Annotated in this window: 13 protein-coding genes and 1 tRNA gene; 6 read left to right on the top strand and 8 right to left on the bottom strand. The window is 70.5% G+C overall.

Annotation, left to right across the window (positions count from 1 at the left end):
• Nucleotides 1-2: 2 nt before the first annotated feature.
• From ACIA1L_RS10440 to ACIA1L_RS10425, 4 genes are all read right to left on the bottom strand, one after another.
• The gene (locus ACIA1L_RS10440) at nt 3-866 is read right to left on the bottom strand and encodes a hypothetical protein (RefSeq protein ID WP_396072353.1); all 864 of its coding nucleotides are present in this window, start codon (nt 864-866) and stop codon (nt 3-5) included.
• A 9-nt stretch (nt 867-875) separates the two neighbouring features.
• Nucleotides 876-1,295 carry a YbaB/EbfC family nucleoid-associated protein gene (locus ACIA1L_RS10435; RefSeq protein WP_396072351.1) on the bottom strand — a complete coding sequence of 140 codons (420 nt, stop codon included), beginning with the start codon at nt 1,293-1,295 and terminating at the stop codon, nt 876-878.
• Nucleotides 1,296-1,411: 116 nt separating this feature from the next.
• Complete coding sequence (locus tag ACIA1L_RS10430; protein WP_396072350.1) at nt 1,412-1,537, bottom strand: hypothetical protein; 126 nt, start codon at nt 1,535-1,537, stop codon at nt 1,412-1,414.
• Nucleotides 1,538-1,773: 236 nt separating this feature from the next.
• On the bottom strand, nt 1,774-2,358 hold the full coding sequence (locus tag ACIA1L_RS10425; RefSeq protein ID WP_396072349.1) for a DUF664 domain-containing protein: 585 nt from the start codon (nt 2,356-2,358) through the stop codon (nt 1,774-1,776).
• 587 nt (nt 2,359-2,945) lie between these two features.
• Here ACIA1L_RS10425 and ACIA1L_RS10420 point away from each other — a divergent pair.
• Entirely contained in the window at nt 2,946-4,016 is a 1,071-nt protein-coding gene (locus ACIA1L_RS10420) for a right-handed parallel beta-helix repeat-containing protein (protein WP_396072347.1), read from the top strand.
• 190 nt (nt 4,017-4,206) lie between these two features.
• On the opposite strand, the gene ACIA1L_RS10415 is transcribed toward ACIA1L_RS10420, so the two are convergent.
• From ACIA1L_RS10415 to ACIA1L_RS10400, 4 genes are all read right to left on the bottom strand, one after another.
• A tRNA-His gene (locus tag ACIA1L_RS10415) sits at nt 4,207-4,282 on the bottom strand.
• Between the two features lie 134 nt (nt 4,283-4,416).
• A complete protein-coding gene (gene orn / locus ACIA1L_RS10410; protein ID WP_396072345.1) occupies nt 4,417-5,007 on the bottom strand; it encodes an oligoribonuclease in 591 nt (196 codons plus the stop codon).
• A 288-nt stretch (nt 5,008-5,295) separates the two neighbouring features.
• On the bottom strand, nt 5,296-8,823 hold the full coding sequence (locus ACIA1L_RS10405; protein WP_396072344.1) for a hypothetical protein: 3,528 nt from the start codon (nt 8,821-8,823) through the stop codon (nt 5,296-5,298).
• Between the two features lie 176 nt (nt 8,824-8,999).
• Nucleotides 9,000-10,661 carry a copper resistance CopC/CopD family protein gene (locus ACIA1L_RS10400; protein ID WP_396072469.1) on the bottom strand — a complete coding sequence of 554 codons (1,662 nt, stop codon included), beginning with the start codon at nt 10,659-10,661 and terminating at the stop codon, nt 9,000-9,002.
• Between the two features lie 125 nt (nt 10,662-10,786).
• Between ACIA1L_RS10400 and ACIA1L_RS10395 the strand changes: the two genes are divergently transcribed.
• From ACIA1L_RS10395 to bcp, 5 genes are all read left to right on the top strand, one after another.
• Nucleotides 10,787-11,326, top strand: a complete 540-nt coding sequence (locus ACIA1L_RS10395; RefSeq protein ID WP_396072342.1) for a sigma-70 family RNA polymerase sigma factor — start codon at nt 10,787-10,789, stop codon at nt 11,324-11,326.
• Nucleotides 11,327-11,403: 77 nt separating this feature from the next.
• Entirely contained in the window at nt 11,404-11,886 is a 483-nt protein-coding gene (locus ACIA1L_RS10390; protein ID WP_396072341.1) for a MauE/DoxX family redox-associated membrane protein, read from the top strand.
• The gene (locus tag ACIA1L_RS10385) at nt 11,883-12,605 is read left to right on the top strand and encodes a DsbA family protein (RefSeq protein WP_396072340.1); all 723 of its coding nucleotides are present in this window, start codon (nt 11,883-11,885) and stop codon (nt 12,603-12,605) included. The genes ACIA1L_RS10390 and ACIA1L_RS10385 overlap by 4 nt, the downstream gene beginning before the upstream one ends.
• Entirely contained in the window at nt 12,602-13,594 is a 993-nt protein-coding gene (locus ACIA1L_RS10380; protein WP_396072339.1) for a hypothetical protein, read from the top strand. Before ACIA1L_RS10385 ends, ACIA1L_RS10380 begins: the two co-directional genes overlap by 4 nt.
• A complete protein-coding gene (gene bcp, locus ACIA1L_RS10375; protein ID WP_396072338.1) occupies nt 13,591-14,061 on the top strand; it encodes a thioredoxin-dependent thiol peroxidase in 471 nt (156 codons plus the stop codon). The genes ACIA1L_RS10380 and bcp overlap by 4 nt, the downstream gene beginning before the upstream one ends.
• Nucleotides 14,062-14,214: the final 153 nt, after the last annotated feature.

The raw sequence follows: 14,214 nt of genomic DNA, 5'->3' as shown, positions 1-14,214 counted from the left end.
AACTACCCACGCGGGGGTGCGTCGACGACCGGCTTGACGGCGATCATCGGATGGGGCGTGACAGTGCCGTCCGGGTTGACGTACCAGGGGCCGAAGTCGTCTTCCGGGATCGACGGGTCGACGACGGCACCCGGCTGGGGGACGAAGATCGGGTTGTCCACGTCGACGAAGTACGGCTGGCCCGGCTGCGCGTCCTGCTCGGACCGCGCGATCACCGGTTCCCCGACCAGCAGCCGCTCGGCACGGGCGAAGGCCAGCGGCTGCTGTCCTTCGATCCGTTCCCCCTGCGGCAGCGTCCCGGGCTCCACGCCAAGCTTCGCTGACCGGAAGAAGGTGGGGCGTTCGCCGTCCGTCTCGTCCATGGGGGCGACAGCTCGCCAGACCCGGGGCTCCAGCACCTCGCCCTCCTCGGCGATCCTGGCGCGCACCACCTTGCTGTGGAGGACGGGAGCCTGTTCCCCGGGCAGCAACTTCCGCCCCTCGACCGCGTACGCTCGGCGGTATTCTCGCGGTCCGTCCCCGTTGCCACCGGGCCCCACCTGCGGGATCTCCTCCCCCAGCCGGTAGCCGAGCTGCACGCCCTCGTCCTCAGCGACCGCGAACGTCTCGCCGACGTCGAGCAGCCCTTCCGCGTTGTAGGTGAGCGCCTCTTCCATGCCGTCGACGCCGTCACTCAGGTATCCCATGACGTACCGGAACTGCGGGGTGAATTTCTCGCCCAGGTCGTCGCTGCCGTAAGCGCCGCCGTACGTGGTCTCCATGTCGACGATGCGCTGCCGCAGCCGCGCGAAGGTCTTTGCCGCATGGTGGTAGGGCTTGGCCTGTCCCCGAAGGTCTTCCGGGTCGACATAGAAATGCGCGGACATGAGTGCCCCTTACCGGTCGAGCTGGTCGCGGATGACTCCGGCCATGCGCGGACCGGCGGAGGGTGCGAGTGTCTCGAAGTCCACCTGGCCGGCCAGCAGCCGCCGCGCGTCGACACCCTCGGGCAGCACCGGCGACATCAGTTCCGCGGCTGCCGCGACGGCCCGGTCCCGGGCCGCGCTGATCGTCCGCATGACCAGTTCGGAAAGTTCCTTCGGTGGCAGCCGGCGATACCCGGGTCCGTCGAACGACACGTCCACGATGGCGCCGGTGTGCGTCACGGTCACCGTCACTTCCCGCCGCGGCGAGGTTGCCGTCGCTGTCAGGGACCGCAGCCGCTGATGCAGGTCGGCAAGCGTGTTCCGGCGCTGCTGGTAGTCGTCCAGCATCTGTTCGAGCTGCCGGTCGGCGTACTCGGACAATGGACTCACCTCCTGGCAGGGATCCCGCCAGTGAACCGCCGCTCACCGTACAGCTTCAAGGTCGGAGCTGCGGGAAGGGACGCTCGCACCTCGACACGTGCCCTTGTGTCCTAGCCGCGGCCCGCTCACTCGGCCGGGGGCGGGTATCCACGGGCGATCGACGGCGGCAGGTAGAGGCCCAGGTCGGCGGCGCGCATGACGTCGGCGATCTCCGGCAGCACGGCCACATTGCCGCCGTCATTGCGGCTCATGACGGGAGCTCCGTTACGCCCCCGCTTCGATCGGCTATGTGCAGAACACGACCCATGAGCCTTCCTCAGCCGGCCAACCCCACTCACTATAGATACATTTCGGTCAATGACAGCAAGGGTCTTCCCCCGTTCGGCACACTCCGCGACCTGCCCCATCCGCCCTCGACCCTCGGCCCTCGACCCTCGGCCCTCGGCGCCTCGGCCCTCGGCGCGTCGGCCTGGCGGCAGCCCCTTCGTCAGCAGCCCACGGGTGCGTGGCCCGAGCGGGCCCGCCAGCCGGCCGGCGGGTCCTCCCCGACCAGCCCGTCCACCGCTTCGCGCAGCAGGTCGGCGTGGCCGGCGTGGCGGCCGTACTCCTCGATCAGGTCACAGATCAGCCGGCGCAGGTTGGCCCGCCGGTCATCGGGTCCGGCGATGTGCACAAGCTGATCCAGCCCGCCCTCGACGAACGCCGCCGCCAGCCGCTCGCGGGAGCGCACCACTGCGCTGTCCCACAGCCCGTACAGGTGCTCAGGGGTGTCCGCAGCCGCCGACGTGAACTCCCAGTCTTCGTCGTCCGCCCAGTCCTCCCGCCGCCACGGCGCACCGGGTGCCTCGCCGTGCAGCTTGGTGGTGAAGGTGTAGTCCTCCACGAAAGCCAGGTGCTTCAGCAGCCCACCGAGCGTCAGCGTGGACGCACCCACCCGCGTACGCAGCCCGTCCGCATCGAGTCCGTCAGCCTTCCACCGAAACGTAGCCCGCAGCCGCTCCAACGCGCCGGCCAGGTGCTCGGCCTCCGTCCCGGCGATCGGCGGCTCCCACGGGAATTCAATGCTGGTCATGTCACCACCGTAGGCAGATCAGCCGGCGCCGACCGACTTGCGCCCCGATTGCTCACCGTCATCACCCGGCCGACGGAACAGCGGAGTGCCCCTGGCCCGATCGACCTACGCGCGCCGGATCCGGCTGCCTGATGAGGCAAAGCTGACCGGCGATATGGACGATTGACAGATCATCGATTAAGGTAGGTCTCACGCCGTTGCGAGTTCTTCCCCCGTGGAATTCGCAACGGCGTTCTTCGTCCCGCAGCGGCCTGCACGGCCCGCTTCGCCCCCACGCCGAGGAGGGGCGCAGCCAAGCCAGGCACCCGGGAACAGCCGGCCCTACCAGCGACCGGTCGGTTTCGGCCATTTCAGCCGGCGAAATCTCCTTGATCCGGCACAAGGGTCGGGCAAGGCTCCCGTTGCCACTGACGCCTTCGGGCCGGTGACGAGCCGATTGATCTCTCTGCTTTGATCTTGTAGTTCCGGGACAGCCGCGTTGATCTTGTAGTTCCGGGACAGCCGCCGACGCCGGGACGGCGACGGGGTACCTCGCCGTGCTCAGGCCCGGCGATGAAGGCACTGAACAATCAACGGGGAGTCGGGGAATGACGCAGCAGAGCCGCCGAGAAATGATCACGGGATCGTTGGCGGGAGCCGGCTTGACCGCCGGAGGGATGATTTTCGGTCAGCCTACCGCCGCGGTGGCCGCGACGGAGGGTCTCGTCGTCATCACGCCCAGCGGTGACGTCACCGGCGCGGCCGACCATGCCGCGATTCAGAAAGGCCTCTCCGACGTGAACCGCCAAGTGCTGATGAGCGCAGGCGAGTTCTACATCAAGCAGCCCATCGTCATGCGATCCAACCAGCGGCTGATCGGTGCCGGTGCGCAGGCCACGAAGATCACCCAGGTGGGTGCCGGCCATGGCATAGCCTCGCTGAGCGGCTTTCCGGTCAACTACGTGACCATCGCGGGTCTCAGCATCATCGGGCAGTACGACCCCGACACTCCGCCGCCGACAAACGGGGCCTCCGGCATCTACCTCGCCCCCGGGCCGGCCGAAGGTCCTTCCAACATCACCATCGAGGACTGCGTCGTCAAGAACTGGGGCGACTGCGGCGTCTACCTCATCGCCGTGATCGCCTCACGGATCACCCGGGTCCAGTCCATGAAGAACGGCGGCAACGGCTTCTACGTCACGAAGACCACGGCGGCGGGCGCCACCTCCCTCGCCTTCGAAGCTTGCTACGCGCTCGGCAACAAGAAGAACGGCTACGAGCTCGACTACGTGAGCTACTCGACCCTGAACGCGTGTGCGAGCGACGCGAAAGGCGGCAAGCGGGGCTACCTCCTGCATGGCTGCGCATCCGTGACGCTGACCAGCTGCGGTGCCGAGGAGTTCACCGAGGAGGGCTTCGCGGTGACAAACTCCAAGAGCTGCAGCCTCATGGGGGCGTACACCTTCAGAGGAGCCAGAACCGGCATCCGCATCAGCGCGTCCACCCTCAACCAGACGGTCGGCGGTGCCGTCCAGTCCGACCCCAAGAACGTGAGCGCACCCTCGCTGACGAACTTCATCGTGTCCGAGGCGGGAAGCTCGGCCGTCATCTGGGGTGTGACACACACCAGCCCCAACTCCCTCGCCGGGACGGTCGCCAACCTCGACGGATCCGCCTGAGAGGGAGTCGGCGTAACAGCAGCTGACGCGGGCCTCACCCGTCCCGGCACTCGATGCCGCACCGAGTCGGTCGCACATACGCGCCGAAAGCCTGGGCCACGCCCCGCTCGGTGGCTTCGCCCGAACTCAGAATCCCAAGTCAGAAGGCCTGACCGCTTCCGCGATCAGGCCTTCTGACTTGGACTTCCTATGGGGTGATCGACGGGACTTGAACCCGCGGCCCCCGGGACCACAACCCGGTGCTCTACCAGCTGAGCTACGACCACCATGCCTTCCGCGCCGAAGAAGGTGACCTCCTCGGCGGGCGCCGGACAAGCATAGCCGGACACCCCACGCCCGCGTCCACCGGGTTACCGCCCCGGCGCGCCGCGGGCTTCTGCGGCGGGAAGAACCCGGGAACCTACAGCTCAGCGGCGATAGCCCGGGCCTGCTCGACGTCCGGGCCCGGAAGCGGCACGAACATCGACCGCCGGTAGTACTCCAACTCACGGATGCTCTCGCGAATGTCGGCAAGAGCGCGGTGCGCGAGCCCCTTCTGCGGCTGACCGAAGTACACCCGGGGATACCAACGGCGCGCGAGCTCCTTCAGCGACGAGACGTCGATCATCCGGTAGTGCAGGAAGCTGTCCAGCTCCGGCATGTCGCGGGCAAGGAAACCCCGGTCCGTCGCGATCGAGTTCCCGCACAGGGGCGCGGTCCGCGGATTGGGCACGAACTGCTTCACGTACGCCAGGACGGCCTCTTCCGCCTCCGCCATCGTGACCGTGGAACGCCGCACTTCTTCCGTCAGGCCCGACTTGGCGTGCATGTCGCGCACGACGTCCGGCATCGCGTCCAGCGCGGCGTCATCGGCGTGGATGACGAGGTCGACGCCCTCGCCCAGAATGGTGAGATTTGGATCGGTGACGAGCGCCGCCACCTCGATCAGGGCGTCCTTGCCCAGGTCGAGGCCGGTCATCTCACAATCGATCCATACCAGAAGATCCGCCACGGGATCAGCCTACGCGCACGAACCGGTGACGTGCGGGGACGGTCGCACCTGCCCACCTGTTCGGGAACCGACACCCAGAGAAGTACGGATTCACCCTAGATTGCCGGTTTTAGCACCAGGACTACCCAGGCAGGCCGACCAAGGTCTAAACTGGGCTTAACGGACGAAGCCCCCCTTCGGTTACTCCGTTTCCCCCGGTAAAGGGCCCTCCGCGTCGGCAGCGCGGAGGGCCCTTTCGGTATACGCAAAAGCCCCCGGGCATGCACCCGGGGGCTTGCTGCTGCGCGATCAGTCCTTGCTTTGTCCGCGCCCGCGACGCGGCGGTCTGGTCAGCTTGATCGGCGGTTCCTGCTCCTCCGGATCGGGTGCCGGCAGCCCGGAAGCCGTCACGTTGCGCCGCCGCCGAGCCTTCGCTCCGCCCAGCAACTCCGCAACCTCGGCCTTGTAACCACCCAGCAGACCCCGCTTTGCGGTCCCCGCGCTGCTCGCCACCGCGTCGTCGTCCGGCGCGGCCGCCGACCGGGCGTCCTGCTTCGCTGCCGAAGCCGAACTCCGACCCGCCTTGGTCTCCGTAACGGCGGACGCTTCAGGCTGCACGGCCGCGGACTGTGCCTGCTCCGTACGTTGCCCCGCGATTCGCGCCTCGGTCTTCGCCGCCGAAACCGCACCGCCCGCAGGCCGTTCCTCGGCGCGGGTCCGCCCGAGAGCCGCCGCACCACCCGATCCGGCCGGCTGCGACAACCCCGAGCTGTCCGACTTGCCCGGAGCAGCCGCAGGCCACGTCGACGGCCGCGAAGTGGCGGCCGGCGCGGCACCCGCCGAGTCGGCCTTCCCCGAAGGAACGGGCTCCCGAGCCGGTTCAGCCGGCCGCGACGGTCCGGGAACCGCTGGCCGAGCCGGCGACGGCACAGGACTAGTCGGCACCGGAACGGCTGGCTTCGTCGGCGAAACCGGCCCCGGAGAAACCGGCCGAGCCGGCGACGGCGCCGTATCCGCCCGCCCAACCGAAGACGCGGCACTACCCTGCGATGGAGCCTCCACCCGACCAACCGGCGAAACAGCCCCCGCCCGACCACCGGGCGAAGAAGCTTGCTCCCGATCAGCCGAAGACCCGGCGTCCGCCCGACCAACAGGCGAAGCGGTGTCCACCTTGGTAACGGCGGGAGCGGCACCAGGCTTCCCTCCCGCTGAAGCAGCAGCCGGAGACGACGGGGTAAGGCCTCGGGCCGGCGCCGTGGTGTCGCCGGGAGCGGCCGGAGCGGCCGCGCCCACCCGACCCGAGTCGGCGCGGGTAAGCCCGGTAGCCGCCCATGCGTTAGCGGGCGGGCCTCCGAAGAGGGCGTTCCGCGGCGCCGTCTTGGCCGGCTGGGCCGGCTTCGGTGCGGCGCCAACCGTCGCAGCCGCTCCCTTACCGGCGACCGGCTCCGACGCAGCGGCCCCGGACGTGCCCGCTTCCTGCTGCACAGCAGATTGCATCGGCGCGACCGCCGGCCTGGCAGAGTCAGCCGTGACGGCCCGCTCGCCCGCCGCGCCCGCCGGCTTTGCGACGCCAGCCTGCGCCGCAGGTTTGACAGCCGCTGCCGCCGGCTTGGCGCCATCAGCCTGTGCACCCTGGCGAGCGACGTCACCTTGTGCAGGCGACTTCGGCACACCAGTCGGCGAGGCCGACTTAGCGACATCAGGCTGCGCACCCCGCCCAGCGACATCACCCTGCGCAGACGATTTCGGCACACTAGTCGGCGAGGCCAACTTCGCCACGTCAGTCCCAGCACTCTCGACCGCCGACTTGGCCGCATCGGCCTGCGGCACCGGCCGAGCAACGTCAGCCTGAGCTGCGGCGACTGGCTTAGAAGTCCCCACCACCGGCCCAGCTGCGGTAGACCCAGCGACCCCAATCATTGGCTTAGCGGTGGCAGCCTTGGCTGCCGACTCAGCCGCGCCAGGCCGCCCGACCTCGGTCGCGGGCTTAGCAGCGTCAATCTTGGCTACCGGCGCGGCGGCGTCAGGCCCGGTGGCCTCTACCGCCGAACCGACTGCGGCACGCCGAGTGGTTGGTGCGGCCATGGCAACCGGCTTGAGCGATGCGGCCGGCGCAGAGGAAGCAGCCGCCGCGGGCGAAGCGGCCGGCGCAGACGGAACGGCCGCCGCAGGCGAAGCAGCCGCCGCAGACGGAACAGCCGCCGCAGGCGAAGCAGCCGCCGCAGGCGAAGCAGCCGCCGCAGGCGAAGCAGCCGGCGCAGAGGGAGCCGGCGCAGGCGAAGCTGCGGGCTTCGTGGTGTCCTCGGGAACGGAGAGGCCGACCACGACGACGTCGTAGCCCTTCGGGGCAGCAGCCGGCTGCTTGGCCGCGGCAGCTGCCGAAGCGGCGGCCGCCTTTGCCGCGGCAGCGGCCTTGCGGGAAGCGTTCAGCGCCGCGGCGGCCCGGGCCTCGGTCTCGCGAGCCCGTGCGGCGGCCGTCTCGGCCACCCATGCACCGACCGCCGAAGCTTCGAAGATCGGCAGGTCGGTGGGCTGGGGCGCGCTGCGGCGCCGGGCGGCACGGTCTGTTCCGCGGCCGAGTAGCGGTTCTGGCGTGCCGGGCGCCGATGGGCCGGTGCCGGGCGACGGGGCCGGCACAACTCGGGGCGACAGGAGGTTCAAGGGCTGCCCTGGAGCAACCGCGGTAGCCGGCGCAGCAGAGCTGGCACTCGAAGCAGCAGCCGAAACGCCCGAAGCCGGAGCCGGAGCGGAATCAGGCACCGAGGCCGGAGCCGGGACTGCGGCCGGAGCCGAGGCCGGAGCCGGGACTGCGGCCGGAGCCGAGGCCGGAGCCGGGACTGCGGCCGGAGCCGAGGCCGGAGTCGGGGCCGCAGTGACGGATGCCGCGCCCGCCCCGACGGTCACCGGCACCGGTTCTTCGGCGGCGGGAGCCGGCGCCGCGGTCGGGGTGGCGGCGGGCGTCGACGGCATCGGGATGGCGGACCCGCGGCCGGACGGCTGGTTGTTGCGGGACGACGGCGGCCAGGTCAGGGATGGTGGCCGGCTGCGGGGCTGGCAGTCGGCGAGCGTACGCGGCCGGTGGGTGGCTGAGTGGCGGCCGCCGCCGACTCGGCTCAACGGCAGGGGGGCGCCGATGGCGAGCATGAGGTCGGGGACCTGGCTGGGTTCGACGACGTAGACGACCTCGCGGCGGCGGGACGGCCAGCCGAGGATGATCATGCCGATCATGACGAGGATGCTGCCGGCGGTGAGCAGGGACCAGGTGGCCTGGTTGAGCCAGCCGGGGCGGATGCCGGCGACGGATTCGAGGCGGACGCCGGGCTGCGCGGCCGAGTTCATGATGACCAGGCTGTACTGGGTGTCGCGGAGCTCGGTGGGGTTCCAGTCGAGGGAACCGGTGCCGGCGGCGATCCAGATGCGTTCGCGGCCGGGCAGTGTTTCGGGGGCGCGCGTGCCTGGGATCAGTTTGCTGGTCAGCGGGAGGGCGCCGGTGCCGAGGTCGATCTCGGAGACCGAGATGCGGGGGATGTCGGCGAGGTAGGCGTCGGCCCGCCCGCGCGGCGCGATGCCGACGAAGGCCGGGGCGCCGGATGAGTTCGCCGTGATGCGCAGGCGGGTGTCGCCGAGGCGGGCAAACGGGGCGTCCTGGCGGAGCAGGGCGTCGACGTCGTCGACCACGACGGCGTACCCGGAGGTGGCGACGCGTTGCATGGTGCCGCTGAAGGACCCTCCGGCGTCGCGGTGTTGCATGGCGGCCCAGAATGCGCCGCCTACGAGTAGTGCCGGTATGCCGACGGTCAGCAACAGCATGCCGAGGATGGTGCGGAGCAACCGCATCTCGTCTCCCCCTTCTCGGTGATACTGCGGCAGACCATACAGCCCGAAATAACACCAAAATGGATAAACGGTTACTTAGGCCACTACCGGGATCATCGGGGGCGTCGAAAGAACGCGGGGAGCGAGCAAAAAGGGCCGGCCCATAACGGGCCGGCCCCTCCTTGCTGGAGGTACGCCTACGAGACCTTTGCCTTGACCGTCAGGTTGGACTGGTCAATCTCGCTCGTGCGTACGGTGAACTTGAACGTCCACTCCCCCGCTATGGGCAACGCGATGTCGCCGATGGCGTGGAAGTCGGTGATCCGCAGCAGGGGCACCTCGATCGGCTCGATGCCCTTCTCCGGCAGGGCCGCGGTGGCCGTCCACTCCACTACCGGCAGGGGCTTGTTGTCCAGCGTGTACGCGTACAGGTGGATGGAGTTGTTGCCGACCGTGGCCGGGAAGATGTCCACCTGCAGCGACATCCTGGCGTCCGCCACCGTTTGTGTGATCGTGGTGGACGTGGCGCCGGTCTCGGCCGCCTCCGCGGTGCGCGGCGGCGGGATCTGGACGAGGGCAGCGGTGACGCCGAGGACGACAACGGTGACGGCGAGTTCGGCGAACACGATGCGGCGCAGGCGGCTCGGTCCGGTTTCGGCGCTCCGGTTGCGGACCAGTTTGCGGGAGACCGCCGCCATCGCGATCACCGTGGCGGCCAGGGCGACCTTGACCAGGATCAGTCGTCCGTAGGTCGTGTCGATCAGACCGTTGAACGACGCGACTTCGATGAGGGCCTGCACGACGCCGGCGGTGATGAGTGCGGCGACCGCGGTGGCCGCCCAGCGGGACCAGATCGGCAGGATCGCGGCGAGCTCGCTCGCGTTGGCGTGCCGCAGCAGGAAGCCGACCAGCATGACCAGCCCGCCCAGCCACACTGACATGGCGGCGAGGTGGATCGCGTCGACCACGACGGAGACGCCGGCGACCGGGGAGGCAGTCGGGTGCCCGGTCAGGGGCCAGGTTGCCAGCGCCGCGACGCCGAGGACGCCGAGCAGGGCCAGGTCGGCTTTGGACTCGCCGCCGTCGCCGCGCAGCAGGGGGCGCAGCAGGACCGCGGCCGCCACGATGACGCCGAGGCGGACCAGCATCACCGCACCGAATGTGCTGCCCAGGACATCGCGCAGGTCGCTGCCGGAGACGCCGAAAAGGCCACTTCCGGTGGTGTACGGCGCTTGCAACCACAGGCCCAGCACCGTGCTGCCGAGCACCAGGCCGATGCCGGTCCAGACCAGCCGGGCCGGGCCGACCCGGGAGAGCCGGTGCGGCCACAGCAGCGCGAGCACCAGGATCGGACCGACGAGCAGGACCAGTCCGGCGTACCCGGCGAATTTGCCGACCGGGATGAGCGCGCGCACGACCGGGTCGACGGCCTGGGCCGCGTCGCCTTCGCTCGGCGGGGTGGACTCGGCGCCGACCGAATAGGTCAGGGTGCCGGCGACCGGGTGGCTGTCGGCGGACACGACGCGGTAGCTCACCAGGTAGGTGCCGCGGCCGCCGCCTGCGCGCAGCGGAATGGTCACGGTGGTGCCGGCGACCTGCGGGTCGCCCTGGTCGGCGCGGCTGCCGTCCGGGGCGAGCACCTGGATCTTGCCGGAGATGAGCTGCACCGACTCGCTGAAGGTGAGGGTGACCCGGTTGGGCGCGTCCGGGACGATCGTGTTGGCGCCGGGATCGCTGGCGACCAGCGCGGCATGGGCGCTGGCCGGGGTGGCCGGGGCCAGGAACAGGCCCAGGAGTCCGAGCAGCAGGCCGGCCAGGGCGATCCGCGCCCGGCGTCGATCAACGGTCATGCCTGCAATGCTCCCCGATAGCTCGACGGGCCCGACCATGTGGTCGCGCGCGGATGCTCGATCATGTGTCGGACGTCGCGCCCGGATAGTTCCCGGACAGTACGACAATTTCTCACCGCGTACAGTGTGCTGCTGTGACAGCGAGCGATTCTCTGACCGCGCTCGCCCTTCAAGCGCGGTCCGGCGATGCCGGCGCGCAGTCCGCTCTCGTGCGGGCGACGCAGGCCGAGGTGTGGCGGTTCACCGCCGCGCTGGTCGACCCGGGTGCAGCCGACGATCTGACCCAGGAGACGTTCCTGCGCGCGTTCAAGGCGCTGCCCTCGTTCGAGGGGCGCTCGCACGTGCGCACCTGGCTGCTCGGCATCGCTCGCCGCACCTGCGCCGACCACCTGCGCAGCGTGATCCGGCGGCGCAAGCTCGACGCCCGGCTGGCCGCTGAGGCCTGCGCCGATCACCGTGCGGCCCCGGATCCGGCGCACCGGCTCGGCAGCGCCGACCTGCTCCGCCGGCTGGGCGAGGAGCGCCGGACGGCGTTCACCCTCACCCAGCTGCTCGGCCTGTCATATGCGGAGGCCGCCGAGGTCGAGGGCGTTCCAGTCGGCACGATCCGGTCGCGCGTCGCCCGGGCCCGTGACGAGCTGATGATCGCCGTGGCCGAGGCCCGCGCCAGCTGACGGCCCGGCACACAGCTAACCCCCAGGCGGTAAAACGGAACTTGGCGGCGCCCCGCGTCGACTAAGGGGGCGTGAGCATGGAAACGCGGATGCAGGCGGCCTGGCCGTGGATCTCGACGGCGGCCCGACTCGGCCTTGCCGCGGTCTGGCTGGTCGCCGGCGGGCTGAAAGTCGGCGACCTGGCCGCCTCCGGGCGCGCAGTCAACGCCTACCAGCTGTTCTCGTACGACGTGGCGAAGGTGATCGGCGCCGCCCAACCGTTCCTGGAGCTCGCCCTCGGGCTGCTCCTGCTGATCGGGCTGGCCGTACGCCTCAGTGCCGGTATCTCGGCCGCCCTGCTGGTGGTCTTCATCGCCGGAATCATCTCGGCGTGGACCCGCGGCTTGCAGATCGACTGTGGCTGCTTCAGCACCGGCGGGGAGCTGGGTGCGGGGATCGACCCGGCGTACGGCTGGGACATCGCCCGGGACGTCGGTTTCCTGCTGCTCGCCGGGATTCTGCTGTGGCGGCCGCGGACCCGCTATTCGATCGACGGCATCCTGATGGGGGACGCGCAGTGAGCAAGGGCAAGGACCGGGCGCAGGCGAAGCGGATCGTGCAGGAGCAGCTGGCCCGCGAGAAGCGCCGCAAGGTGACCCTCTGGACCAGCGTGGGGGTGGTTTTCGTACTGGTCATGGCGGGGTTGATCGGCTGGAGTGTGGCAGCCGGTCAGGAGCAGGACAACGCGGGCAAGCTGACCGTCCCGCCGGTGGCGGTCGACGAGGGTACGGCGTTCGCGCGGGGCAGCGGGCCGGTGGTGGTCGACATCTACGAGGACTTCATGTGCCCGATCTGCAAGGAGGTGGAGACGATGACCGGGCCTACGGTCAAACAGCTCGTCGACACACAGAAGATCACGGTGCGCTACCACCCGATCGCCATCCTGGACCGCTACTCCAGCACCCAGTATTCGACGCGGTCCGCAGGCGCGGCGGCGGCCGCCGCGCAGGGCGGCAAGTTCTTCGAGTTCCACGAGGCGTTGTTCGCCCAGCAGCCGCCGGAGAACAGCGCCGGGTTGGACGACGCGAAGCTGGTGGAGATCGGCAAGTCGGTGGGCCTGGACCAGACGTTCGCGGACGCGGTGACCGGTAAGACGTACACGGCGTGGGCGACGAAGGTCACCGACACGGCGTCGGCGCGCGGGGTCACCGGCACGCCCACGTTCTTCGTCGCGGGCAAGAAACTCGACAGCCCGACCCCGCAAGCGCTGACCGCTGCGGTCACGGCGGCGCAGGGGTGAGACGCGGCACGCTGCTGTTCACGGTCCTGGCCGGTCTGGTGCTCCTGCCAGCCGGCCCGGCCGCGGCGCACGGTGGCGACGCTCCCGACGCCACCGCCTACCGCATCGAGGTGACCGGGCTGAGCGCTCCGCAGCCCGGCCTGACCGTGCGGGTGGTGGAGGCGGGCGCGCGGCTCGAGCTCACCAACGACACTCCGGAGCCCGTCGAGGTGCTCGGCTACTCCGGCGAGCCGTACCTGGAGGTGCGGCCGGACGGGACGTACCAGAACGTCAACTCGCCCGCCACGTACCTGAACGAGACGTTGGCCGGTGACTCGCCCGTACCCTCGCATGCCTCGGCGGCCGCGGCACCGCAGTGGGAGCGGGTCTCCGGGGACCGGACCGTGCGCTGGCACGACCAGCGCACGCAGTGGCTGAGCGCGGACCTGCCGCCGCAGGCGCAGGCCGATCCGTCTCGTCCCCACGAGCTTCGCGCCTGGGTGGTGCCGCTGCGTCGGGACGTCGTCCCGTTCGAGGTGCACGGCACGCTGACCTGGGAGCCACCGCCGACGACGTGGGCCTGGTGGCTGGGTGCGGCCGGGCTCGGCGCGGCGGTGGTCGCCCTGGGCCTGCGCCGCTTCCGCTGGGTGGGAGCCGTCACCCTGATCGCCGGCACGACCACCTTCGGGTACGCCGTCACGCGCGCCGTCCTCGGACTCCCCGGCCAGGCCCCCGCCATCGGGGCCGCGGCGCTGGCGGTGGCCGCGGGAGTGCTGACGCTGCGGGGGCGTACCCCGTTCCTGGCGTTCCTGGGCGGCACCGCGCTGGTGATCTTCGGCGGCCTGGGCGATGCCGGGGTCCTCACCCAGGCGGTTGTCGACTTCCCCGGGCCGGGCTGGCTCCCCCGCGTCGCCGTGTCGATCGCGCTCGGTGCCGGCGCCGGCGCCGCGGTCGCCGCCCTGCTGCGGCTGCGATCACCCGTCGTCGCACCGATATCTTCGGGTGCATGACTGAGCGCCTTGCGCCGGGAGACCCGGCCCCCGAGTTCTCGCTGCCCACCGACGACGGCGGCACGCTGACACTGAAGGAGCTCCGCGGCCGCAAGGTCGTGCTGTACGCGTACCCGGCGGCGATGACCCCGGGCTGCACCAAGCAGGCCTGCGACTTCCGCGACAACCTGGCCTCGCTGCAGGCGGCGGGCTACGAGGTGGTCGGCATCTCACCCGACACCCCGGCCAAGCTGGCTACCTTCCGAGAACGGGACGCGATCACGTTTCCCCTGGTCAGCGACCGGGACAAGAGCGTGCTGACCGCGTACGGCGCGTTCGGCGAGAAGCAGCTGTACGGCAAGACGGTGACCGGCGTCATCCGCTCCACCTTCGTGATCGACGAGCAGGGCGCCATCGAGCGGGCCTTCTACAACGTCAAGGCAACCGGCCACGTAGCAAAGCTGCGGCGCGACCTCGGCCTCGACTGAGCGCGCGCACCGAATTCGCGAATTGCCGGCCGCGCTGCCGATAGGACCGGTGTTCCGCCCCGCCGCAGGACCCTTGACCCACGGCGGCCGTCACGCGGCCTGGATCCGCGAGGCGGCCGCCGTGCCAGGTCGGCCGTCCGCCAGAGCCCACGC

Origin of the sequence: Actinoplanes sp. NPDC051859, from assembly GCF_044452725.1 — a bacterium.
Classification (GTDB): Bacteria; Actinomycetota; Actinomycetes; order Mycobacteriales; family Micromonosporaceae; genus Actinoplanes.
Note: the sequence above shows the minus strand (reverse complement) of the source record. Positions and strands in the feature narration are given on the sequence as shown.